Here is a 19,820-nt window from a genome sequence, read left to right as displayed (position 1 = left end):
TCAGTGTTCATCCCCGAGCTGGATGCTCTGGCCGGGTTGCAGGGTTTCTTCCTCGAACAGGCGCCAGTCCTGACCGCCTTCCTGGCCGATCAGCTCGACGAAGCGCCGGCCCTGCACGCTGTCCTGCAGGTTGCCGCGATACAGGCCGTCACCCTGATGCTGCAGTACCACGCGCCGGTCGCGCTCGGGCTGGGTGGGCGATACCAGATTGAGCACCAGTTGCGCTGGCGCGCTGCTGCCCCGCAGGTGCAGCTCGGCGATGCCGCGCTGGTCATCGAGGTCGAGGCTGGCGCGCAGCTGCAGGCGCACGGCCAGGTTCTCGCGTTCCAGCGACTGGTTGATGCCCTTGCCGACGTCGTAGTAATCGTCGGAGATCAGCCCCGGTGGATTGCGTGTGGCCACGGTCAGCAGGGTCAGCCCCTGAATCACCGAGTAGCCGAGCAGGGCGATCAGAAACCAGGGCCAGAACTGCTTGTACCAGGGCGCGGGTTGGGTCTCTTCGTTCATGGCTGGCCTGCTTTCTCTTCTCGGTGTTGGTGCTTGGCTTGGGTCATTCGCTTTGGTGGGCTGAAGCCCACCCTACGGAGTTACGGCTGTAGGGTGGCGGGGAGGCGATCCAGCCGTTCAGCTATCTCACGCTGGGGCCGATAAACCGGCTGCTGGCGTCGTTGTGGATGCTCTCGTCATCCGTGGCACGGATGCGGAAGGTGATCTCGTTGGTGCTGGACGGCAGTTTCTCGGCGTCGATGGACAGCTCCACCGGAATCGCGAGCACTTCGCCGGCCAGCGCGCGGACCTCGCGGCGGCCTTCGTAGACCAGACCGTCCAGACCATCGGCCTCGATACGGTAGACGACGTCCTGTTGCGCCTTGTTCATGATCTTCAGGGTATAGACGTTCTCGATCCGGCCCTGCTCGTTCTCCCGGTAGAGCACCCGGTCCTTGAGCACGTCCAGCTCCACCAGCGGGCGGTCGTTCAGCGCCCAGCCGAACACCGCGAACATGGCCAGCAGTGCCAGCGCATAGCCGATCAGGCGCGGGCGCAGCAGCTGGGTCTGCTGCCCGGAAAGGTTGTGCTCGGTGGTGTAGCTGATCAGCCCGCGTGGGTAGTTCATCTTGTCCATGATGCTGTCGCAGGCATCGATGCAGGCGGCGCAGCCGATGCATTCGATCTGCAGGCCATCACGGATGTCGATGCCGGTCGGGCAGACCTGCACGCACAGGGTGCAGTCGATGCAGTCCCCCAGGCCCAGGGCCTGATGATCGGCGCTTTTCTTGCGCGCTCCGCGGGCTTCGCCACGGCGCGGGTCGTAGGAAACGATCAGGGTGTCCTGGTCGAACATCACGCTCTGGAAGCGCGCGTAAGGGCACATGTGAATGCACACCTGCTCGCGCAGCCAGCCGGCGTTGCCGTAAGTGGCGAGGGTGAAGAAGGCGATCCAGAACAGCGCCCAGCCACCGGCCTCGAAGCTGATCAGCTCGGCGAGCAGTTCGCGGATCGGCGAGAAGTAGCCGACGAAGGTCACCGCGGTGATCAGCGAAACGCCCAGCCAGATGCCGTGTTTGGCGAAGCGGCGCAGGAACTTGCCTGCGCTCATGGGCGCCTTTTCCAGCTTCATGCGTTGATTGCGGTCGCCCTCGGTGACCTTTTCCGCCCACATGAAGATCCACGTGAAGACGCTCTGCGGGCAGGTGTAGCCGCACCACACACGGCCGGCGAAGACGGTGATGAAGAACAGTCCGAAGGCGGCGATGATCAGCAGCGCCGAGAGCAGCACGAAATCCTGGGGCCAGTAGGTGGCGCCGAAGATGTGGAACTTGCGGTCCGGCAGGTTCCACCACACCGCCTGGTGGCCGTTCCAGTTCAGCCATACGGTGCCGAAGTAGAGGATGAACAGCAGCGCGCCGCCGGCCCGTCGCAGGTTGCGGTAGAAACCACTGAAGGCGCGGGTGTGGATTTTCTCGCGACTGGCATAGAGGTCGATGGTCTCGCCGGCGGCAACCGGCGTGACGTTCTTGACGGGGATCTGTTGGCTCATCGAGGGCTACCACAACGGTTGGTCGGGCATGTCGCGACCGATACCTGCCGGTCGCAATCGTTCGCTGCGCCGATGGTACGCCTCCAGCCCTCATCGGGCTTGCGGCCACCCGTCGCAGGGATCAGGCGTGACCATCCTAGACGCAGCATCGGCAGCCCGCCCTGACCCAGATCAGTGCACTCACTCTTTCTCCCGGTCTGGCTCCGCCGCCGGTTCTTCGGCACGCTGCGACAGGCTGTACACGTACGCGGCCAGCAGGTGCACCTTGTCGTTGCCGAGGAAGTCCTCTTGCGCCGGCATCTGGCCGCTGCGCCCGTAGCGGATGGTCTGCTGCACCTGAGCGAAGCTGGAGCCGTACAGCCAGACCTTGTCGGTCAGGTTGGGCGCGCCGAGCACCTGCATGCCCTTGCCGTCGGGGCCGTGACACATGGCGCAGTTGGTGGCGTACAGCTGTTTGCCTTTGTCCATGTCCGCGGCGCTATCCGCCGGGTTCTCCAGGCCGGAGAGGCTGCGTGTGTAAGCGGTGACGTCACGCACGCCGTCATCGCCCAGCACTTCCTGCCAGCCGGGCATCACGCCCTGGCGACCCTGCATGATCGAGGTCTTGATGGTGTCCGGGTCGCCGCCGTACAGCCAGTCATCGTCGGTCAGGTTGGGAAAACCGTAGGCGCCCTTGGCATCCGAGCCGTGGCACATCGAGCAATGGTTGGCGAACAGGCGGCCACCTATCTTCAATGCCCGTTCGTCCTTGGCCAGGTCGGCGATGGGCATGGCGGCGTACTGGGCGAACAGCGGGCCGTAACGGGCATCGGCGACGGCCATCTCGCGCTCCCATTGGGCGACTTGCGTCCAGCCGTCGTCGTAGCCCGGCAGCAGCCCCCTGAAGTTGCCGAGGCCGGGGTAGAGCAGCAGGTAGCCGAAGGCGAACATCAGGGTGCCGACGAACAGCAGGAACCACCAGCGTGGCAGCGGGTTGTCGTATTCCTCGATGCCATCGAAGCTGTGGCCGACGGTCTGGTCGGTGTTGTCGGGGCGCTGGCCCTTGCGGGTGGCGAAGATCAGCCAGGTCACGGCCAGCAGCGTACCGAGGGTGAGCAGGGCGATGTAGCCCCCCCAGAAGCCACTCATGGCTTGTCGCTCCCGGTACCGTCCTTGCGAGCCTCCGGCTCGTCGGCGAAGGGCAGGTTGGCCGCCTCGTCGAAGCTGGGTTTGCGCTTGTTGCTGTAGGCCCAGAGCACTACCGCGACGAAGGCGATGAACACCACGGCGGTGCCGATGCCGCGGATGGTGCCGATGTCGGTCAGAAAGGCTGGCATCGGTTCACCGCTTGTTCTGAATGGCGGTGCCGAGCACCTGCAGGTAGGCGACCAGCGCGTCCAGCTCGCTTCGTCCTTCGACCGCTTCCCTGGCCCTGGCGATGTCCTGATCGCTGTAGGGAATGCCGAAGTCGCGCATCACCTTCATCTTCTCGGCGGTCAGCGCACCGTCCAGTTTCTTCTCGGCGAGCCAGGGATAGGCTGGCATCTTCGATTGCGGTACCAGGTCGCGCGGGTTGAGCAGGTGCACGCGGTGCCACTCGTCCGAGTAGCGGCCGCCGATGCGCGCCAGGTCCGGCCCGGTACGCTTGGAGCCCCACAGGAAGGGGTGATCCCACACGCTTTCGCCAGCCACCGAGTAGTGGCCGTAGCGCTCGGTCTCGGCGCGGAACGGGCGGATCATCTGCGAGTGGCAGCCGACGCAGCCTTCCTTGATGTACACATCGCGGCCTTCGAGTTGCAGCGCGGTGTAGGGCTTCATGCCGGCGACCGGCTCGTTGACCACATCCTGGAAGAACAGTGGGACGATCTGCGTCAGGCCGCCGATGCTCACCGCAATGACCATCAGCAGGGTCATCAGGCCGAGGTTCTTTTCGATGAGGTCGTGTTTCATCCCTTGGCGCTCCCTGACTGGGCAACGGGAATCCGTGCTGCGGCCTCGTACTGCGCCGGCTGGGCGCCACCGATGGTGCGCCAGGTGTTCCAGGCCATCAACAGCATGCCGGCGAAGAAGATCGCGCCGCCGATCATGCGCACCACGTAGCCGTAGTGGCTGGCCTCAAGGGATTCGACGAAGGAATAGGTGAGCGTGCCATCCTCGTTCACCGCCCGCCACATCAGGCCCTGGGTGATGCCGTTGACCCACATCGCGACGATGTACAGCACGGTGCCGATGGTCGCCAGCCAGAAATGCACGTGGATGGCCGCCAGGCTGTGCATCTGCTCGCGGCCGAACACCTTGGGAATCAGGTGATACAGCGAGCCGATGGTGATCATCGCCACCCAGCCAAGGGCGCCGGCATGCACGTGGCCGATGGTCCAGTCGGTGTAGTGGGAGAGGGCGTTGACCGTCTTGATGGCCATCATCGGCCCCTCGAAGGTCGACATGCCGTAGAACGCCAGGGACACCACCAGGAAGCGCAGGATCGGGTCGGTGCGCAACTTATGCCAGGCGCCGGAGAGGGTCATCATCCCGTTGATCATGCCGCCCCAGCTCGGTGCCAGCAGAATGATCGACATCACCATGCCCAGGCTCTGGGCCCAGTCCGGCAGGGCGGTGTAGTGCAGGTGGTGGGGGCCAGCCCAGATGTACAGGGTGATCAGCGCCCAGAAGTGCACGATGGACAGGCGATAGGAGTAGATCGGCCGGGCGGCCTGTTTGGGCACGAAGTAATACATCATCCCCAGAAAACCGGTGGTCAGGAAGAAACCCACGGCGTTATGGCCGTACCACCACTGGATCATCGCATCGGTGGCGCCGGCGTAGGCCGAGTACGACTTGAACAGGCTTACCGGCACTGCAGCGCTGTTGACCACGTGCAGCATCAGGGTGACCAGGATGAAGGCACCGAAAAACCAGTTGGCGACATAGATGTGGCGCGTTCTGCGCCTGGCGATGGTGCCGAAGAACACCAGCATGTAGACCAGCCAGACGATGCCCAGCAGGATATCGATCGGCCACTCCAGCTCGGCGTATTCCTTGCTGCTGGTGTAGCCCATCGGCAGGCTGATCACCGCCGCAACGATCACCGCCTGCCAGCCCCAGAAGGTGAAGGCCGCCAGACCGTCGGACATCAGCCGTACCTGACAGGTGCGCTGCACCACGTAATAGCTGGTGGCGAACAGCGCGCAACCGCCGAAGGCGAAGATCACCGCATTGGTGTGCAGCGGGCGCAGGCGGCCGAAGCTGGTCCACTCCATGCCAAGGTTCAACTGCGGCCACACCAGCTGCGCCGCGATGAACACACCCAGCGCCATGCCGACCACGCCCCAGACCACCGTCATCACCGCGAATTGGCGAACGACCTTGTAGTTGTACGCAGCCGGGCTGCTTGCTGGGCTCATGCTGGGTTCCACGCTGGGCTGGGTGCTGCGGATGGGGCGATAGATATTTCGGGCGGCGCGAGTATCCCCGACCGGCTCAGGCGGTGCAATGAGTTGGAAATATGCGGAAAGCGCTCTGTTACAAGCCTTGCTGTGTTTCTAGAAGAGGCGCGGCCAATGGTGGCGGGACTTTGGGGCGAGAGGAAATTACCGAAAGAGTAGAAGCCTGTGACCTGGGAACCTTGGTGGGCGGGGTTTTGTGGGAGGGGCTTTAGCCCCGAGTTTTATTCTGGAACGAAGAGCTCGGGGCTAAAGCCCCTCCCACGGTGGGTTGCATTGTAAGTTGATAGGTCAGCTTGAAAATATTGAGCTGATTTTCAGAGCCACACTGCATCCCCAAAAGGGTAATCGCCGATACGTTTTACCAGGCCTGCACGTAGAGGATTGGCAGCGATGTATCGTGCAGTTGGCAGTATGTCCTCCTCACGGCGTAGCGCTCTGTCATGGAAACCCTCTTGCCAGCGTTTGCCTTGGCGGCCGAGCCGACTGTTCACCTGCAAGGCGCTGCGTCCTTTGACGCGATGCATCAATTCGCTGAGCGAACCTTGTTGCAGGGATACCAGCCAGTGCAGGTGATCGGGCATGACTACCCAGGCGAGCGACTCAGCCAGTCCTGATGCCTGGGCATGATGCAACTCGCGAATCAGGAGACGAGCGGGCGCCAGGTCGGCAAAGATCGCCTGGCGATTTTCGACAGTGGCCGTGAGCAGGTAGATCTGGTTGGTTAGAGAGATTCGGCCTTTGCGCAAACTGACTGAGTGGGGCATTCCGTTGCCTCCTGAGTAGGTAAAGCAACGGTAGCTGATAGATGGCGACCTGCGGGGGGATCTCGTAGGAGCGGCTTTAGCCGCGAGCTTTATCGCCCGACCAGACACCAAAGAGCTCGCGGCTAAAGCCACTCCCACACATGGGCATTATTCGCCTGGTTGCGGTTTGCGGCTCAGGCTCAGCACGTAGGCCGCCAGCAGATGCACCTTGTCGTTGCCCAGGTACTGCTCCTGAGCGGGCATCTGCCCGTTGCGGCCGTAGCGGATGGTCTGCTGCAACTGCGCCAGGCTCGATCCGTAGATCCAGCCGCCCGGATGCGTCAGGTTCGGTGCGCCAAGCAAGGCCATACCGTTTCCGGTCGGGCCGTGGCAGGCCACGCAGGTGCTGTCGTACAGCTGCTTGCCCTTGTCCAGATCGGCATTGCTGCCTTCCGGCAATGGCAGTTTGGCCAGGCCGTTACGCACGTAAGCCGCCACGTTGCGCACGCCGTCATCACCGAGCACCTCACCCCAGGCTGGCATGGTGCCGATACGCCCGTTGAGGATGGTGGTCTTGATGGTTTCCGCATCGCCGCCCCAGCGCCAGTCCTGATCGGTCAGATTGGGAAAGCCCACCGCGCCCTTGGCATCCGAACCATGGCAGATCGAACAATAGGTGGCGAACAGCCGACCGCCCATCTTCAGCGCCTGCTCGTCCTGCGCCACCTGCTCCAGTGGCATGGCCGAATACTTGGCGAAGATCGGCCCGTATTGGGTGTCGGCCTTGGCCACTTCGCGCTCCCACTGGGCAACTTGCGTCCAGCCGTCGTCATAGCCTGGCAGCAGGCCCTTGAAGTTACCCAGACCCGGGTAGAGCGCCAGGTAGCCAGCCGCGAAGATCAGCGTGCCGAGAAACAGCATGAACCACCAGCGCGGCAGGGGATTGTCGTATTCCTCGATACCGTCGAAGGAGTGCCCCATGGTCTGATCGGTGGTGTTCTTGCGCTCGCCTTTACGGGTGGCGAACAGCAGCCAGAACAGCGCGACCAGGCTGCCGAGGGTCAGCAGCGTGATGTACCAGCTCCAGAAAGTGCTCATGGGGTGTTATTCCTCGACGCTTCTTTGTTGGGTTCATCGGCGAAGGGCAGGTTGGCCGCATCCTCGAAGGCCTTGGCGCGTTTGCCGCTGTAGGCCCACAGCGTCACGCAGGTGAAGGCGATCAGCACCAGTGCGGTACCGATACCGCGCACCATGCCGATGTCGATCAGGTCGGTAAGCATGGGATCACCTCTTGTTTTTCAGCGCAGTGCCGAGCACCTGCAGGTAGGCGACCAGCGCGTCCATCTCGGTCTTGCCCTTCACCGCGGCGCTGGCGCCGGCGATATCGTCATCCGTATAGGGCACGCCGAGAAACTGCATGGCCTTGAGCTTGGCGGGGGTGTCCTTGCCGTCTAGCACGTTCTCCACCAGCCAGGGGTAGGACGGCATCTTCGACTCCGGCACCACGTTGCGCGGGTTGTACAGATGCGCGCGGTGCCACTCGTCCGAGTAGCGGCCGCCGACCCGTGCCAGATCCGGCCCGGTGCGCTTGGAACCCCACAGGAAAGGGTGATCCCACACGCTTTCGCCAGCCACCGAGTAATGGCCGTAGCGCTCGGTCTCGGCGCGGAACGGGCGGATCATCTGCGAGTGGCAACCCACGCAGCCTTCCTTGATGTACACGTCGCGGCCCTCGAGCTGCAGCGCGGTGTAGGGCTTCATGCCGGCCACCGGCTCGTTGACCACGTCCTGGAAGAACAGCGGGACGATCTGCGTCAGGCCGCCGATGCTCACGGCGAACACCATCAGCAGGGCCATCAGGCCGACGTTCTTTTCGATGATTTCGTGTTTCATCAGTGGGCTCCCCGTACCGAGAACTGGGCTGCGGCTTCGAGCTCGGCCGGCTTGCTGGCGCGCACGGTCTGCCAGGTGTTCCAGGCCATCAGCAGCATGCCGGCGAAGAAGATCGCGCCGCCGATCACCCGCACCACGAAGCCGGGGTGGCTGGCTTCCAGTGCTTCGACGAAGGAGTAGGTGAGCGTGCCGTCGCTGTTCACCGCCCGCCACATCAGGCCTTGAGCGATGCCGTTTACCCACATCGAGGCGATGTACAGCACGGTGCCGATGGTGGCGAGCCAGAAGTGCGCGTTGATCAGGCCGATGCTGTGCATCTGCTCGCGGCCGAACACCTTGGGAATCATGTGGTACAGCGAGCCGATGGAGACCATGGCGACCCAGCCGAGGGCACCGGCATGTACGTGGCCGATGGTCCAGTCGGTGTAGTGGGAGAGGGCGTTGACCGTCTTGATGGCCATCATCGGCCCCTCGAAGGTCGACATGCCGTAGAACGCCAGGGACACCACCAGGAAGCGCAGGATCGGGTCGGTGCGCAACTTATGCCAGGCGCCCGACAGGGTCATCATCCCGTTGATCATGCCGCCCCAGCTCGGCGCCAGCAGCACCAGCGACATCACCATGCCAAGCGACTGCGCCCAGTCCGGCAGCGCGGTGTAGTGCAGGTGGTGGGGGCCAGCCCAGATGTACAGGGTGATCAGCGCCCAGAAGTGCACGATCGACAGGCGATAGGAGTACACCGGGCGCCCGGCCTGCTTGGGCACGAAGTAGTACATCATCCCCAGGAAACCGGCAGTGAGGAAGAAACCCACCGCGTTGTGGCCGTACCACCACTGGATCATCGCATCGGTGGCACCGGCATACAGCGAGTAGGACTTGGTCAGCGTGACCGGCACTTCCAGGTTGTTGACCACGTGCAGCAGCGCCACGGTGAGAATGAACCCGCCGAAGAACCAGTTGCCGACATAGATATGGCTGACGTTGCGCTTGATGATGGTGCCGAAGAAGACGATCGCGTAGCTGACCCAGACGATGGTGATCAGGATGTCGATCGGCCATTCCAGTTCGGCGTATTCCTTGGAGCTGGTGTAGCCCAGCGGCAGGGTGATGGCCGCCAGCAGGATCACCAGTTGCCAGCCCCAGAAGGTGAAGGCCGCCAGTTTGGGCGCGAACAGCGTAGCCTGGGAGGTGCGCTGTACGGCATAGTAACTGGTCGCGAACAGGGCGCAGCCGCCGAAGGCGAAGATCACCGCGTTGGTGTGCAGGGGGCGCAGGCGGCCGAAACTGGTCCAGGGCAGGTCGAAGTTGAGCCATGGCCAGGCGAGCTGCGCTGCGATAAGCACGCCGAGCCCCATCCCGACTATGCCCCACACCACCGTCATGATGGCGAATTGGCGAACCACCTTGTAGTTATAGGCGGAACTGGTTGTTGTGTTCATGTCTGGGTTTCCATCCACGGTTATAGGCAGATCATCTGCAGCCCCCACGCGGATCGACATGACCGCACGGTAACAGAGGGCTTTTTATGAGCGAGGCAAGCATGCGAGAAGGGCAGCGGAGCGGTATTGACGCCGGTCAACAGGCACAGGGAAGTCCGGCGGCACAGCTGCTGTGGGAGCGGCCAACGGGCGACAGCCTGGGCACGCTGATCCTCGCCCACGGCGCCGGCGCGCCGATGGACAGCGACTTCATGAACCTGATGGCAGAGAAACTGGCGGCTCGCGGGCTGACGGTGGTGCGTTTCGAGTTCGACTACATGGCCGCGCGCCGGCAGGACGGCAAGAAACGCCCACCCAATCCCCAGGCCAAACTGCTCGAGCGCTGGCGCGAGGTGCATGCTGCCGTGCGACAACAGGTCACCGGGCCGCTGGCCATCGGCGGCAAGTCCATGGGCGGTCGCATGGCCAGCCTGCTGGCCGACGAACTGGGCGTGGATCGGCTGATCTGCCTGGGCTATCCCTTCCACGCCATCGGCAAGGCCGACAAACCCCGCACGGCGCATTTGGCCGACCTGAAAACACCGACCCTGATCGTGCAGGGCGAGCGCGACGCCATGGGCGACCGTCACACCGTGGCGAGCTATCAGCTGTCACGGGCCATCGAACTGTTCTGGCTGACCGCTGGCGATCATGATCTCAAGCCGCTGAAGGTGTCCGGCTACAGCCATGAGCAGCATCTGGAGTCGGCAGCGGATGCGGTCGTGGCGTTTCTTGCGCAGGGTGATTGAGGACGCTGGTGCTGCAGTTGAATCGTGGGAGCCGCGCCCCCGCGGCGAATGGCCCAGGCGATGCTGATATCCACGATAGGCCGGAATCGCATCGCGCCGAGGTCGACGCTCCTACACCCGAGAGTGGCTGGCAATGGGTAGGAATCGCTCACTCCGACAAGCGCTGCCCGCAATGCAGGCAGTTCGGCGTTGCCGGATCATGCAGATCACCGGCAACCTGATCCGCCTTGCTATGCGGTAGCTCACCGCAACCGGGGCAGGTAAAGCGCGATAGCAGTTGATGCTGGCGATAGAGGCTCAACACCACGCTTGCGACCACTGCGGCCAGCGCAATCAGCAGCTCACCGTCAGGCCGGAACATCGCCAGCACGAACAGGGCGATGACCAGCACGGCGAGCAGGGATTCGAGAAAGTCGACGTGTTTGCGAAGGCGGTTATAGTCATCCTGGCACATGGGAACGTCCTTGTTGTTGTCCTCGGATGCTGCCGTCTTGGCTGCGGGGTGACAACCTTCCCACTGGTTAGCTGATGTGTCGTACCTGCATCATGCTGACAGTGCTGATCGTTTCGTTATCGAGATGCCTGCTCGCCTAAACTAAATTGGCTTGTACCAAGGTCACGCCAGACTTCGACCTTAGAGGGCACCCACAACCGTAGGAGCCGGCTTGCCGGCGATACGATCTATCCCGCGAACCCCTCGTGCATCCTGCCACCGTTGTCGCCAGCAAGCTGGCTCCTACACGTACGCCCGGTTTAATACGTTCTTTTGGGACTGCATTCTGGTCGGTGCTCATCGTACGTTTACTGCGCTGTTTTCTTCAGCGCCATGCCCTGGCTCGCGGGGGCGGTCAGCGCAAAGCCGAACTGCTGGTAGAGGCGATAGGCCTCGCCGTCGGCGATCAGGCTCACGTACGCGGACTCTGGCACTTCGCGGGCGATGAAGCCGCTGATCGCGGCCATGATCTGCTTGCCCAGGCCACGCCCCTGATGGGCTGGCAGCACCGCGATATCCACCACCTGATAGAACGAGCCGCCATCACCGATCACCCGGCCCATACCGACAGGCTCGCCAGCACAAAGGATTTGCACGGCGAACAGGCTGTTGGGCAGGCCACGGGTTGCCGCCTCGACGGTCTTGGCGCTCAGCCCCGCCGCGGTGCGCAGGTGGCGATAGGTTTCTACCGATGGAATGGCGTGCACGGCCGAGTAGGCAGAGGTGTTTTCTGTCATTCGATTATTCCTTTGTTGGCCATGATGGATCGCGTGTTGTTATCGGTTGCCAGATAATTGCCAGTTAGAAAGCAAATTCTTCGGTGGGTCGGAGCGGGTAGCTGATTCTTTATCCGGCCAGCGTTTGAGATCGCAATGATGGATGAAAAAGGCGCCAGCTACGCGCCCCGATCCACCTTACTTGCTTTCACTGTCTGGCATCGCTGTTGGCAAGGGCTGCGTGGTAGCGAGTCAGCAGCAACGGTAAGCCCTTCTCGCGCCAGAAAACCAGACTGATCCCACCCGACGACATGCCGCCATGGCTGTGACGCTCAACGAACACGGACGACTCCGTCGAGTCTGGCGATAGGCCAACCAGGCGCTCGAAGGTGTCGTCGAGGATTGCGGACAGTTGCGCCCCGCTTGGTGGAAGCGGCAGGGGTGCCAGCACCTCGCTCATTTCCTGCCACAGATAGGGATCGCCCCGCAGGCCCCACTGGATGGGCGCAGGCTGGAACAAGGCGGATAGGGTGTAGGTGGACATCGATTCATTTGTCTCAGCAGGGGGCGTATGCAGTCAGTCTACGTCTGTGGCGTTGCGCAGTCTTATCGCCCGGGCCGCCATATAGACGCGGTTCGAGGCCTCATCCAATGACTCCATACCGGCGATGAAGCGGCCATTTTCCCACGGCGCGTAATCGTTGAAGCTGCCCATGCCGCCGTAAACGGACATCACCGAGCACGCCAGGCCTGTCAGTTCATCCCCATCACAACTGCTGCCCGCCAGCGCTCTGGCCGTCGACAGGCAATTGCGGAAATGAGCGCCCCATTGGCTATCTGGGTCGAGCGCGAGAATCTCGGTGAGCGCCGCAAGGTGAGCGATCAGTTCATTCAGCTGGTTTTGCGGATTGGTCATGGCGCGCCGGGTGGTGAGTCTGTATCGAATGGGGAGTATGTCTCAGGCGTTCCTACGCTCAGGCTCAGCCCCATGAATGAAAACTGTGTAGGTATCGGCGGGCCGATTTCCGTCAGCCCGGCCGATGGCGCCGCGATGATAGGTGCCATGGTTGACCAAGTGAAAGATCGCCTCTTCACGACTCAGCATACCCTGCTTGCCATCCACGAACACAAAGCGAATGGGCTCCTGAAGCTGCGCAGGCGCGAGGCCATCCAGCCACTGATTGGGAGCCGTCAGCCTGCGGTCGAGCTCATCGAGCTGGGGCAGGGTATCGGTGTTGGTGCTGTCATGGGGCGCCGGCTCCCCGAGCAGCCGCGCGCGTAACAACTCCTCGACGCGAACCTTATGGTTGAGCTGCTGCCGCGCAAAAGCCAGCGCCTCGGGCTGCGTCAACGGCGACCGCGTCCAGCGTTCGACGGTCTGCCCAGGCTTTGTATTGGGGGGTGTGGATGAGAATTTATTTCAATTCCGTAGATGGGACGAAACTTTATCCGGGGCCCGCTTCAAAGTTTTAATGACGTCAGGAAAGTACACAATTCGCTTATCCTAAGGCACCAGAGCCGCTTCAAGGAAAACGAATTTCCAATTGCGCTCCAGCGCTAGCGAGCGACGATTGCCAATATTCAAATTCTTTAGGCCAGCCTTGAGCCACTTTGAATTCTCCGCTGCGCAGCAATTGCTTTACTACAGATGGCGAAAGTTGAGTGGCTTGTCTGGTGATCGCGAAGATCTTTCCGGGATTGGGCCCCACTGAGGTTACCCACAGTTCTGGATTAAGCAAGGGCTTTGGTTCATAAGGAGGGAACTCCCCGAAAGTAGATCGCAATCTAAGAAGCGCTTCCTCCACCTTCATCACTGACAGCTCTTGTGCTGCCAGAAGATGATGCTGACAGAACCATTCCAGCCCATGCGGATGCCCAGCTGCGCCGTCCCGAAGTTGCCTGTAATCTGAAAATTGAACTAGGTCACCTCCGGTACGGAAATGGAAGAATTCAGACCTGAAGTCAATATTACATAGATAGCAAATAGGCGGCTTCAAGTGTGTCTGGCCCTTGATCAGGAAATGTGATCTTAGCTTAGTTTGTTGAGCGATGTTTCATTGCGTTTAGATATAAAGTGAGTATGACTATTGTTGAAGGCGGGTATCAGCAGTAGCTGATTGATTACCTGTTGCAATGCCGGATTTTTCTTCCCTTGTTGGAGCAGTGACGCAAGTGCGTAGAAATGTGATTCTTCACGCATGGAGGGTAAGATTTTGGTCAGATCTGAAAGGATTTCTTCTGTTTGAATACCATCAGCTGCGAGGCGGACGAGAACTTCAACTGCATTTCCTTGGGTCCAATCGTATTCGCCGAACGCTGTCTGTCGGAGAATAGGTAAAGCGCTTTCTCCAAGGTTGTAGAAAACTTCGAAAATCGCGAACTGCCGAGCTGCCATCCACTGCCCTAGGTGGTCGTAGTGAGAAAGCTCTGGTGGTGGTTCGTATTCGGAGTGAAACAGCATTGCGAGTGTATCTATGGAAGACGCACCAAGCTCGCGAGCGACGTCCTTTGCGCGCGACCTCAGTAACGAGAGATCTCCAGCAAAGCCTTCTGCAATCCATCGCACACGTTGATTACATAGCTCCTCAAACGGTAATATGGCAGGTGCAACTAAACATGTGATAGGCTTCTTTCGACGACGGAAGATTGAGAGCATTTAGTTAGCCAGCTGAGGTTTAGTTAAGGGAAAATGGGACAGATTTATTTTTGGCCGAAGCTGAGCTACTGATCGGCAGTGAATAATACATGGAGGTTCTCGGCTACCGCGCGACGATAAAGCTGTCGAACGTTCTCGAACCACTCCCATGTGTATGAAAAATCGTCATCCGATAGCTCCATTCCGTATTCGCTAGGTGAGATTGATAGATAGCGCTTGCGGAATGATTCTTTTGTAATCTTTTCCAACTCGGTGTTGATATCTCTGACCTGAGTCGGCGACTTTAGGCTCATGATGTAGTCGTCTTCGGTGTAGAGCAGCTCCCCGGCAAGAACCACATGATTGAGCGGGTAGGCTCCTCCATCCCATGTGAGTCGGCCATCGGTCAAGGTGCGGTGCATTGCATCCCATGCCTTGTCGCTCTCAGCTGCATAGGTACTTGGCTCGTCTAGGTATCGATCTTCAATTTCTTCCTGAAGGTAAGCGAGGCGCTCCTGCTCATTGTCGATCGCTCGAATATTTACGACGTCTTCGTTACTAAGTGCAAAGTGAACTCCTAGACAGCTCATATGATGGCTCCTTAATAGTGTGTGATGTAGCTGCGTTAAGATTGATGGAGTAGGCAGGAGGGGCGGATTTATTTTTGGTTCATCCAGCGGTTAAATAAATCTGTCCCCTTTTGTGTAGAGGGCACCCACAACCGTAGGAGCCGGCTTGCCGGCGATACGATCTATCCCGCGAACCCCTCGTGCATCCTGCGACCGTTGTCGCCAGCAAGCTGGCTCCTACACGTACGCCCGGTTTAATGCGTTCTTTTGGGACTGCATTCTGGTCGGTGCTCATTGTACGTTTACTGCGCTGTTTTTTTCAGCGCCATCCCCTGGCTCGCGGGGGCGGTCAGCGCAAAGCCGAACTGCTGGTAGAGGCGATAGGCCTCGCCGTCGGCGATCAGGCTCACGTACGCGGACTCTGGCACTTCGCGGGCGATGAAGTCGCTGATCGCGGCCATGATCTGCTTGCCCAGGCCACGCCCCTGATGGGCTGGCAGCACCGCGATATCCACCACCTGATAGAACGAGCCGCCATCACCGATCACCCGGCCCATACCGATGGGCACGCCAGCACAAAGGATCTGCACGGCGAACAGGCTGTTGGGCAGGCCACGGGTTGCGGCCTCGACGGCCTTGGCGCTTAGCCCCGCTGCGGTACGCAGGTGGCGATAGGTTTCTACCGATGGGATGGCGTGTGTGACGGAATAGGTTTGCGGCGTTTCGGCCACGATGACGCTCCTGTGAATGGAGAGATGTGCATTGGGCAGGGCTGGACAGGCGATGTTTAGCGCTGCCGTTATTCGAAGTTTCGTAGGGTGGACGACGCTCCATCCGTCCACCGTTTGAGATCGCTATGGTGGATGGAAAAGTGTCATCCACCCTACGCGCTTAACGTTTAGCGGTGATACCAGTTTGCGGTTTTCGATTTTGCGTTTGGATTGTGTTTTTGCAGCAAGGATGCCATCTGCTCGAGCTGCTCGTACCCTTCGAAGCGAAGGTCACTGAATGATTCGTTCGTTAGCAGGATTGACGTCACCTTGCCCTTTAGCTTCTGGATGATCAGCTTTTCTATATCCGAAAGCGGCATGCTTATGGTCGTGTCGTTGTGCTTTATCCGGATTTCATTATCAAGTTCGCTTATTTCGACCTCCGGATATGATGCTTCGCCCATAACAACACGTCTGTAAGCAGCAGGCAGATACCTGCCCATGAGAAAAGCTGTTAGCGCTGCAATGCCTTTGTTGAGGAGGCTGTCGCTACTGATGAGCATCCAGATGCATCCGAGGAAAATTATCACCACCAGCAGTGCTGCAAGTACTGCGTTTCTTCTGTCGCGGCGTTTATAGTTTTCAGATACTTTGAATTTCATATGTTTCTCTAACGGTTAGTCAAAGCGAAATCATTGATCGTATGGTGTGCAGGGTGAGTGCGTTGGTAGTAGTTAGGTGCTGTATCTGGCTAACTATCCGCGGCCGATGCGTCGTTTGTTGAGAGTTGCTATTTCAGAACGGTCTTAAACCACAGTGCATCACCCAACTAGATGGCAAGCGTCTTCATCTGTCTGCTTTAGCGTTTTAGTTCGTAGGGCGGACGACGCTCCATCCGTCCACCGTTTGAGTCGCCATGGTGGATGAAAAAGCGTCATCCACCCTACTTACTCAGGCCTGCCTCTGCTGTGCAGAGGTAAATAACTCCTAGTCCCCAGTAGCCATCAATATCGTTGTTTCTCGACGAGACGCTTGAGGATATCCCGGCGGCAATTCCCTTTAGTTCTCTACGCCTGCTCACAAGTATCTAGCCTCATAACGTTTGGTTAAGGGGCGGGCTTTAGCCCGTCCCAGTGAGCGAAGCGAACAGTTTTAACCAGTTGTTAGGCATGGATTATGGCGCGATACGCGAGTTATCGGAAACAGCAAAAGCCACCACACCCAAGGCTCGGCACGCCTCGGCAAGTAGTACCTGAAAATTTCTTTCGGATTTATCAGCCCACGACTTTCCAAACTGCAGTGTGAGGTGAGCTGATTCGACGGGCTCCCCGCTTAACATGAGTTCAACAGAAAAGTCATTGCCAGAGATGAACGCTCCCTCAGTGCAGCCTGGAAAAGAATGGTTGAACACCTTGGATACGATATCCGTTGCTCCAAGCGGGATAACGTCTTCAACTGCCGATATGTCATCAACCGCCGGATCTGTAGGTTTCAAAATGATGATATCGAAGCTCATTTGGTATGCCTAACGCGGATATGAGGGGCGGCCGGAGCCGAAGTCTGAGGGAACCGCAAGCGCCAGCTTGCGGACGTCCCGCTCGATTGCAGGGTTATGCATCACTGCCACCAATAAACAGACGAATTAGTTTTCCTTCGTAGGCTGCGCGAGAGATGGCGGAAGTAATGGCTTCACCAGCACCTTCGGCCAGAACTTCAATTGTGTTTTGCTGTTCGTCCACGGAGACGGCACGAATTGCTTCGACGATCTGTGAGGAAAGAGCCAACCAACTTGTTGCCCAGCCATCCTGGCCACAGGAGAGGCAACGAGTGAAGTAGCTGCCGTGCTGAACGAAAGCTCCGATATCTTGAGAACCGCAAAACTCACAGCGAAGAGTACGTTCGTTCAACACAGGTCCCCCTTGTGAGTGATGATGCATAACGCTTGGTTAAGGGGCGGGCTTTAGCCCGTCCCAGTGAGCAAATCGAACGGTTTGAATCACGAGTTAGGCGCTAGTTGCCACGATTTCATTGAGCGCGCCTCTGATTAATGGCTCGGACTCCGAAAATGACTTAATCCCTTCGCTGCATAGGTATATTTCATCTGATGCCCAGTGTAGTAGCTCACAAGCACGACCTTTCGAAATTAACGCCAGTTGATAACAATGAAACCCGAATTCATTGAGATCAGTTGTTCTGTTTGGTGTTTCAAAAATCAGCCTCGCCAGTCGGGATATCTCAACTTCGCTTGCTTCGTTACGAGTAAAGTCTAGTTCTTTTGGACTAACTGGTATCTCACCTAGCGCAAGATCAATAATAAAGCTGGGCGGTTCATCTGTGCTAAGTACTTTCTCATCTGCCCATGCGGTCAATTCCGCCATAGATACTGCCCCGATGCGGTTAGCAAGGATCATGAATCTTGATTCACAGAGCAGTATGTTCATAGTGCCTAGCTATAAATAAACACCAACTGGTGCATAACTTCCCGGATGGGCGTGGTGTATAACATTTCAGGGCTTTGGTACTGAGCCTGTCTAGACCGAGGTATACGGCGAGGCGCTAGGGTGTTTGGCGTGTTATACACCACGCTCATTGCACCCTGGCAAGGACACAAAATTACACTTACCTTTCCCAGCCCCAAAGCGCGGTGCCCAGCAACAGCACTTACCGATTAAACCGCGCCACCAACGAATACTGCCCCTGCGCCGTACTGGTCAACTCTTCACTCAACAACGCCGTGCTTTGCGCCTCACCTGCCGTCTGGTCGGAGAGCTGGGCGATGGTGGTGATATTGCGGCTGATTTCGTCGGCTACGGCGCTTTGTTCTTCGGCGGCAGCAGCGATCTGGTCGGCCATTTCGGCGATGTTGGCGACGGCGTCGCTGATACCGGCCAGGGCGTGGTCGGCTTGTTGTACGCGTTCGACGCCTTCGTCGGCCTGCTTGCGGCCTATGTCCATGGTCAGTACCGCTTCGTCGGCGGTGCGTTGCAGCTTGGCGATCAGCTCGTGGATCTGGCCGGTGGATTGGGCGGTGCGTTGCGCCAGGGAGCGGACTTCATCGGCGACCACGGCGAAGCCGCGGCCCATCTCGCCAGCGCGGGCGGCTTCGATGGCGGCGTTGAGGGCCAGCAGGTTGGTCTGGTCGGCGATGCCTTTGATCACGTCGACCACGCCGCCGATTTCGTTGCTGTCATGAGCGAGGCGGGTGACGGTTTCGCCGGTTTCGCCCACCGAGAGGGACAGGCGCTGGATCGCTTCGCGGGTTTCGCTGGCGATGGTGCGGCCTTGCTGGGTGAGGCGGTTGGCTTCCTGGGTGGCGATGGCGGTGCGTGCCACGTTGTTGGCCACTTCCAGGGTGGTGGCGGCCATTTCGTTGACGGCGGTGGCGACCTGATCGGTTTCCTCACGCTGGCGCTGCAGCCCGGCAGAGCTGTTGTGGGCCAGCACGTCGGCCTGAGTGGCCTGTTTGGCGAGGTTCTCGGCGCTGTCCTGCAGGCGGGTGAGACAGGTCTTCAGGCGCGCTTCCTGGCTGAGGATGGACAGCTCCAGGCGGCCCTCGACGCCTCGGCTGTCGGTGTACATCTGCGCGATCAGCGGGTCGGAGGTGCTTTGTTCGGCCAGTTGCAGCAGGCGCTTGATGCCGCGGCTCTGCCAGGCCAGGCCCAGCAGGCCGAGCGGGATCGACAGCGCAGCGGCGGCGATGAAGCCCCAGGTGCTGTCCAGCCAGGCGCCGACTAGAAAGCCGACCTGGCTGACCAGAATGAACGGCAGCCAGTTCTGCAGCACCGGTAGCCAACGGTCGCGGCTCGGTATGGCAGCCTTGCCAGCGTTGATGCGCGCGTAAAGCAACTGGGCGCGTTGAACCTGCTCGGCGGTGGGTTTGGTGCGCACCGACTCGTAGCCGGTGACTTTGCCATCATCGAGCACCGGCACCACGTAGGCGTTGACCCAGTAGTGGTCGCCGCTCTTGCAGCGATTCTTGACGATGCCCATCCACGGCCGACCGGCCTTCAGGGTGCTCCACATATGCTCGAACACCGCAGGCGGCACATCAGGGTGGCGCACCAGGTTATGGGGCGCGCGTATCAATTCGTCTCGCGAGAAGCCGCTGATTTCGACGAAAGCGTCGTTGCAATAGGTGATCTGGCCCTTGAGGTCCGTGGTCGAGATCAAACGCTGCTGCGCCGGGAACGTCCGCTCGTTCCCGGTAATCGGCTGGTTGTTACGCATGGCATCTACCCTGATGTTTTTTGATTGTCGCGTACGCGTCGCAGGCCTGGGAGTGTAACCGGATTTGCATGCAGATCGCATTTTGACGCCGGTAAAGCGACAGTCCGTGCCGTCACGTGGCTGGAGCTATTGGCGTATGGGGAGAGC

At 59.7% G+C, this 19,820-nt stretch carries 26 protein-coding genes and 1 pseudogene; 1 reads left to right on the top strand and 26 read right to left on the bottom strand.

The window, feature by feature from the left end:
* The 11 genes from QRN22_RS17260 to ccoN (QRN22_RS17210) all read right to left on the bottom strand — a co-directional run bounded on the left by QRN22_RS17260 (window position 1) and on the right by ccoN (QRN22_RS17210) (window position 9,535).
* Window positions 1–507 (bottom strand): FixH family protein, encoded by a 507-nt coding sequence (locus QRN22_RS17260; RefSeq protein WP_042555635.1) that lies wholly within the window; start codon window positions 505–507, stop codon window positions 1–3.
* A 121-nt stretch (window positions 508–628) separates the two neighbouring features.
* Window positions 629–2,038, bottom strand: a complete 1,410-nt coding sequence (ccoG, locus tag QRN22_RS17255; protein WP_042555636.1) for a cytochrome c oxidase accessory protein CcoG — start codon at window positions 2,036–2,038, stop codon at window positions 629–631.
* Window positions 2,039–2,218: 180 nt separating this feature from the next.
* Window positions 2,219–3,166: a cytochrome-c oxidase, cbb3-type subunit III gene (ccoP, locus tag QRN22_RS17250; protein WP_042555637.1), complete on the bottom strand. Its 948-nt coding sequence runs from the start codon at window positions 3,164–3,166 to the stop codon at window positions 2,219–2,221.
* Complete coding sequence (locus tag QRN22_RS17245; RefSeq protein ID WP_042555638.1) at window positions 3,163–3,354, bottom strand: cbb3-type cytochrome oxidase subunit 3; 192 nt, start codon at window positions 3,352–3,354, stop codon at window positions 3,163–3,165. Before QRN22_RS17245 ends, ccoP (QRN22_RS17250) begins: the two co-directional genes overlap by 4 nt.
* A gap of 4 nt (window positions 3,355–3,358) precedes the next feature.
* A complete protein-coding gene (gene ccoO, locus QRN22_RS17240; RefSeq protein WP_042555639.1) occupies window positions 3,359–3,967 on the bottom strand; it encodes a cytochrome-c oxidase, cbb3-type subunit II in 609 nt (202 codons plus the stop codon).
* On the bottom strand, window positions 3,964–5,418 hold the full coding sequence (gene ccoN / locus QRN22_RS17235; protein WP_042555640.1) for a cytochrome-c oxidase, cbb3-type subunit I: 1,455 nt from the start codon (window positions 5,416–5,418) through the stop codon (window positions 3,964–3,966). The genes ccoO (QRN22_RS17240) and ccoN (QRN22_RS17235) overlap by 4 nt, the downstream gene beginning before the upstream one ends.
* Before the next feature lie 356 nt (window positions 5,419–5,774).
* Window positions 5,775–6,224, bottom strand: coding sequence for an REP-associated tyrosine transposase (locus tag QRN22_RS17230; protein ID WP_042555641.1), 450 nt, complete (start codon window positions 6,222–6,224; stop codon window positions 5,775–5,777).
* A gap of 147 nt (window positions 6,225–6,371) precedes the next feature.
* Window positions 6,372–7,301 carry a cytochrome-c oxidase, cbb3-type subunit III gene (ccoP, locus tag QRN22_RS17225; RefSeq protein WP_042555642.1) on the bottom strand — a complete coding sequence of 310 codons (930 nt, stop codon included), beginning with the start codon at window positions 7,299–7,301 and terminating at the stop codon, window positions 6,372–6,374.
* A complete protein-coding gene (locus QRN22_RS17220; RefSeq protein WP_082045865.1) occupies window positions 7,298–7,483 on the bottom strand; it encodes a cbb3-type cytochrome oxidase subunit 3 in 186 nt (61 codons plus the stop codon). Before QRN22_RS17220 ends, ccoP (QRN22_RS17225) begins: the two co-directional genes overlap by 4 nt.
* 4 nt (window positions 7,484–7,487) lie before the next feature.
* Window positions 7,488–8,096, bottom strand: a complete 609-nt coding sequence (gene ccoO, locus QRN22_RS17215; protein ID WP_042555643.1) for a cytochrome-c oxidase, cbb3-type subunit II — start codon at window positions 8,094–8,096, stop codon at window positions 7,488–7,490.
* On the bottom strand, window positions 8,096–9,535 hold the full coding sequence (ccoN, locus tag QRN22_RS17210; RefSeq protein WP_042555644.1) for a cytochrome-c oxidase, cbb3-type subunit I: 1,440 nt from the start codon (window positions 9,533–9,535) through the stop codon (window positions 8,096–8,098). Before ccoN (QRN22_RS17210) ends, ccoO (QRN22_RS17215) begins: the two co-directional genes overlap by 1 nt.
* 101 nt (window positions 9,536–9,636) lie before the next feature.
* On the opposite strand from ccoN (QRN22_RS17210), the gene QRN22_RS17205 reads away from it, so the two are divergent.
* Window positions 9,637–10,323, top strand: a complete 687-nt coding sequence (locus QRN22_RS17205; protein WP_042555823.1) for an alpha/beta family hydrolase — start codon at window positions 9,637–9,639, stop codon at window positions 10,321–10,323.
* 148 nt (window positions 10,324–10,471) lie between these two features.
* Here QRN22_RS17205 and QRN22_RS17200 read toward each other — a convergent pair whose 3' ends face one another.
* From QRN22_RS17200 to QRN22_RS26695, 15 genes and pseudogenes are all read right to left on the bottom strand, one after another.
* Window positions 10,472–10,777, bottom strand: coding sequence for a hypothetical protein (locus QRN22_RS17200; protein WP_042555645.1), 306 nt, complete (start codon window positions 10,775–10,777; stop codon window positions 10,472–10,474).
* Window positions 10,778–11,124: 347 nt separating this feature from the next.
* Window positions 11,125–11,553: a GNAT family N-acetyltransferase gene (locus QRN22_RS17195; RefSeq protein ID WP_042555646.1), complete on the bottom strand. Its 429-nt coding sequence runs from the start codon at window positions 11,551–11,553 to the stop codon at window positions 11,125–11,127.
* A gap of 187 nt (window positions 11,554–11,740) precedes the next feature.
* The gene (locus tag QRN22_RS17190; protein WP_042555647.1) at window positions 11,741–12,076 is read right to left on the bottom strand and encodes a hypothetical protein; all 336 of its coding nucleotides are present in this window, start codon (window positions 12,074–12,076) and stop codon (window positions 11,741–11,743) included.
* 33 nt (window positions 12,077–12,109) lie between these two features.
* The gene (locus QRN22_RS17185; RefSeq protein ID WP_042555648.1) at window positions 12,110–12,448 is read right to left on the bottom strand and encodes a DUF6966 domain-containing protein; all 339 of its coding nucleotides are present in this window, start codon (window positions 12,446–12,448) and stop codon (window positions 12,110–12,112) included.
* Window positions 12,449–12,490: 42 nt separating this feature from the next.
* Entirely contained in the window at window positions 12,491–12,883 is a 393-nt protein-coding gene (locus QRN22_RS17180) for a DinB family protein (RefSeq protein WP_231570211.1), read from the bottom strand.
* A gap of 172 nt (window positions 12,884–13,055) precedes the next feature.
* Window positions 13,056–13,343: a hypothetical protein gene (locus tag QRN22_RS17175; protein ID WP_231570212.1), complete on the bottom strand. Its 288-nt coding sequence runs from the start codon at window positions 13,341–13,343 to the stop codon at window positions 13,056–13,058.
* A gap of 218 nt (window positions 13,344–13,561) precedes the next feature.
* Window positions 13,562–14,188, bottom strand: a complete 627-nt coding sequence (locus tag QRN22_RS17170) for a hypothetical protein (RefSeq protein WP_156152768.1) — start codon at window positions 14,186–14,188, stop codon at window positions 13,562–13,564.
* Between the two features lie 65 nt (window positions 14,189–14,253).
* A complete protein-coding gene (locus tag QRN22_RS17165) occupies window positions 14,254–14,757 on the bottom strand; it encodes a YfbM family protein (RefSeq protein WP_042555649.1) in 504 nt (167 codons plus the stop codon).
* A 281-nt stretch (window positions 14,758–15,038) separates the two neighbouring features.
* Window positions 15,039–15,467: a GNAT family N-acetyltransferase gene (locus QRN22_RS17160; protein WP_285403482.1), complete on the bottom strand. Its 429-nt coding sequence runs from the start codon at window positions 15,465–15,467 to the stop codon at window positions 15,039–15,041.
* A gap of 167 nt (window positions 15,468–15,634) precedes the next feature.
* Entirely contained in the window at window positions 15,635–16,108 is a 474-nt protein-coding gene (locus QRN22_RS17155) for a hypothetical protein (RefSeq protein ID WP_042555650.1), read from the bottom strand.
* Between the two features lie 512 nt (window positions 16,109–16,620).
* Window positions 16,621–16,962, bottom strand: a complete 342-nt coding sequence (locus tag QRN22_RS17150; RefSeq protein ID WP_042555651.1) for a hypothetical protein — start codon at window positions 16,960–16,962, stop codon at window positions 16,621–16,623.
* A 94-nt stretch (window positions 16,963–17,056) separates the two neighbouring features.
* Window positions 17,057–17,353, bottom strand: a complete 297-nt coding sequence (locus QRN22_RS17145) for a hypothetical protein (RefSeq protein WP_156152769.1) — start codon at window positions 17,351–17,353, stop codon at window positions 17,057–17,059.
* A 96-nt stretch (window positions 17,354–17,449) separates the two neighbouring features.
* Window positions 17,450–17,857, bottom strand: a complete 408-nt coding sequence (locus QRN22_RS17140; RefSeq protein WP_285403476.1) for a hypothetical protein — start codon at window positions 17,855–17,857, stop codon at window positions 17,450–17,452.
* 250 nt (window positions 17,858–18,107) lie between these two features.
* Entirely contained in the window at window positions 18,108–19,229 is a 1,122-nt protein-coding gene (locus tag QRN22_RS17135) for a methyl-accepting chemotaxis protein (protein ID WP_373565151.1), read from the bottom strand.
* A gap of 114 nt (window positions 19,230–19,343) precedes the next feature.
* A pseudogene (locus QRN22_RS26695) lies at window positions 19,344–19,673 on the bottom strand (PAS domain-containing protein); the annotation flags it as partial.
* Window positions 19,674–19,820: the final 147 nt, after the last annotated feature.

Source organism: Pseudomonas sp. MEJ086, from assembly GCF_030209025.1.
GTDB lineage: Bacteria > Pseudomonadota > Gammaproteobacteria > Pseudomonadales > Pseudomonadaceae > Aquipseudomonas > Aquipseudomonas fulva_A.
This window is presented reverse-complemented; position numbering and strand designations above follow the sequence as displayed.

What these genes read in the sequence shown, in the direction of transcription:
- ccoO (WP_042555639.1), bottom strand. Translation starts at nt 3,967, where the DNA reads ATGAAACACGACCTCATCGAAAAGAACCTCGGCCTGATGACCCTGCTG.
- QRN22_RS17260 (WP_042555635.1), bottom strand. Translation starts at nt 507, where the DNA reads ATGAACGAAGAGACCCAACCCGCGCCCTGGTACAAGCAGTTCTGGCCC.
- ccoG (WP_042555636.1), bottom strand. Translation starts at nt 2,038, where the DNA reads ATGAGCCAACAGATCCCCGTCAAGAACGTCACGCCGGTTGCCGCCGGC.
- QRN22_RS17195 (WP_042555646.1), bottom strand. Translation starts at nt 11,553, where the DNA reads ATGACAGAAAACACCTCTGCCTACTCGGCCGTGCACGCCATTCCATCG.
- QRN22_RS17150 (WP_042555651.1), bottom strand. Translation starts at nt 16,962, where the DNA reads ATGAGCTTCGATATCATCATTTTGAAACCTACAGATCCGGCGGTTGAT.
- ccoP (WP_042555642.1), bottom strand. Translation starts at nt 7,301, where the DNA reads ATGAGCACTTTCTGGAGCTGGTACATCACGCTGCTGACCCTCGGCAGC.
- ccoP (WP_042555637.1), bottom strand. Translation starts at nt 3,166, where the DNA reads ATGAGTGGCTTCTGGGGGGGCTACATCGCCCTGCTCACCCTCGGTACG.
- ccoN (WP_042555640.1), bottom strand. Translation starts at nt 5,418, where the DNA reads ATGAGCCCAGCAAGCAGCCCGGCTGCGTACAACTACAAGGTCGTTCGC.
- QRN22_RS17190 (WP_042555647.1), bottom strand. Translation starts at nt 12,076, where the DNA reads ATGTCCACCTACACCCTATCCGCCTTGTTCCAGCCTGCGCCCATCCAG.
- QRN22_RS17140 (WP_285403476.1), bottom strand. Translation starts at nt 17,857, where the DNA reads ATGATCCTTGCTAACCGCATCGGGGCAGTATCTATGGCGGAATTGACC.
- QRN22_RS17165 (WP_042555649.1), bottom strand. Translation starts at nt 14,757, where the DNA reads ATGAGCTGTCTAGGAGTTCACTTTGCACTTAGTAACGAAGACGTCGTA.
- ccoN (WP_042555644.1), bottom strand. Translation starts at nt 9,535, where the DNA reads ATGAACACAACAACCAGTTCCGCCTATAACTACAAGGTGGTTCGCCAA.
- QRN22_RS17175 (WP_231570212.1), bottom strand. Translation starts at nt 13,343, where the DNA reads ATGAAGGTGGAGGAAGCGCTTCTTAGATTGCGATCTACTTTCGGGGAG.
- QRN22_RS17220 (WP_082045865.1), bottom strand. Translation starts at nt 7,483, where the DNA reads ATGCTTACCGACCTGATCGACATCGGCATGGTGCGCGGTATCGGTACC.
- QRN22_RS17155 (WP_042555650.1), bottom strand. Translation starts at nt 16,108, where the DNA reads ATGAAATTCAAAGTATCTGAAAACTATAAACGCCGCGACAGAAGAAAC.
- QRN22_RS17230 (WP_042555641.1), bottom strand. Translation starts at nt 6,224, where the DNA reads ATGCCCCACTCAGTCAGTTTGCGCAAAGGCCGAATCTCTCTAACCAAC.
- ccoO (WP_042555643.1), bottom strand. Translation starts at nt 8,096, where the DNA reads ATGAAACACGAAATCATCGAAAAGAACGTCGGCCTGATGGCCCTGCTG.
- QRN22_RS17170 (WP_156152768.1), bottom strand. Translation starts at nt 14,188, where the DNA reads ATGCTCTCAATCTTCCGTCGTCGAAAGAAGCCTATCACATGTTTAGTT.
- QRN22_RS17205 (WP_042555823.1), top strand. Translation starts at nt 9,637, where the DNA reads ATGCGAGAAGGGCAGCGGAGCGGTATTGACGCCGGTCAACAGGCACAG.
- QRN22_RS17245 (WP_042555638.1), bottom strand. Translation starts at nt 3,354, where the DNA reads ATGCCAGCCTTTCTGACCGACATCGGCACCATCCGCGGCATCGGCACC.
- QRN22_RS17200 (WP_042555645.1), bottom strand. Translation starts at nt 10,777, where the DNA reads ATGTGCCAGGATGACTATAACCGCCTTCGCAAACACGTCGACTTTCTC.
- QRN22_RS17185 (WP_042555648.1), bottom strand. Translation starts at nt 12,448, where the DNA reads ATGACCAATCCGCAAAACCAGCTGAATGAACTGATCGCTCACCTTGCG.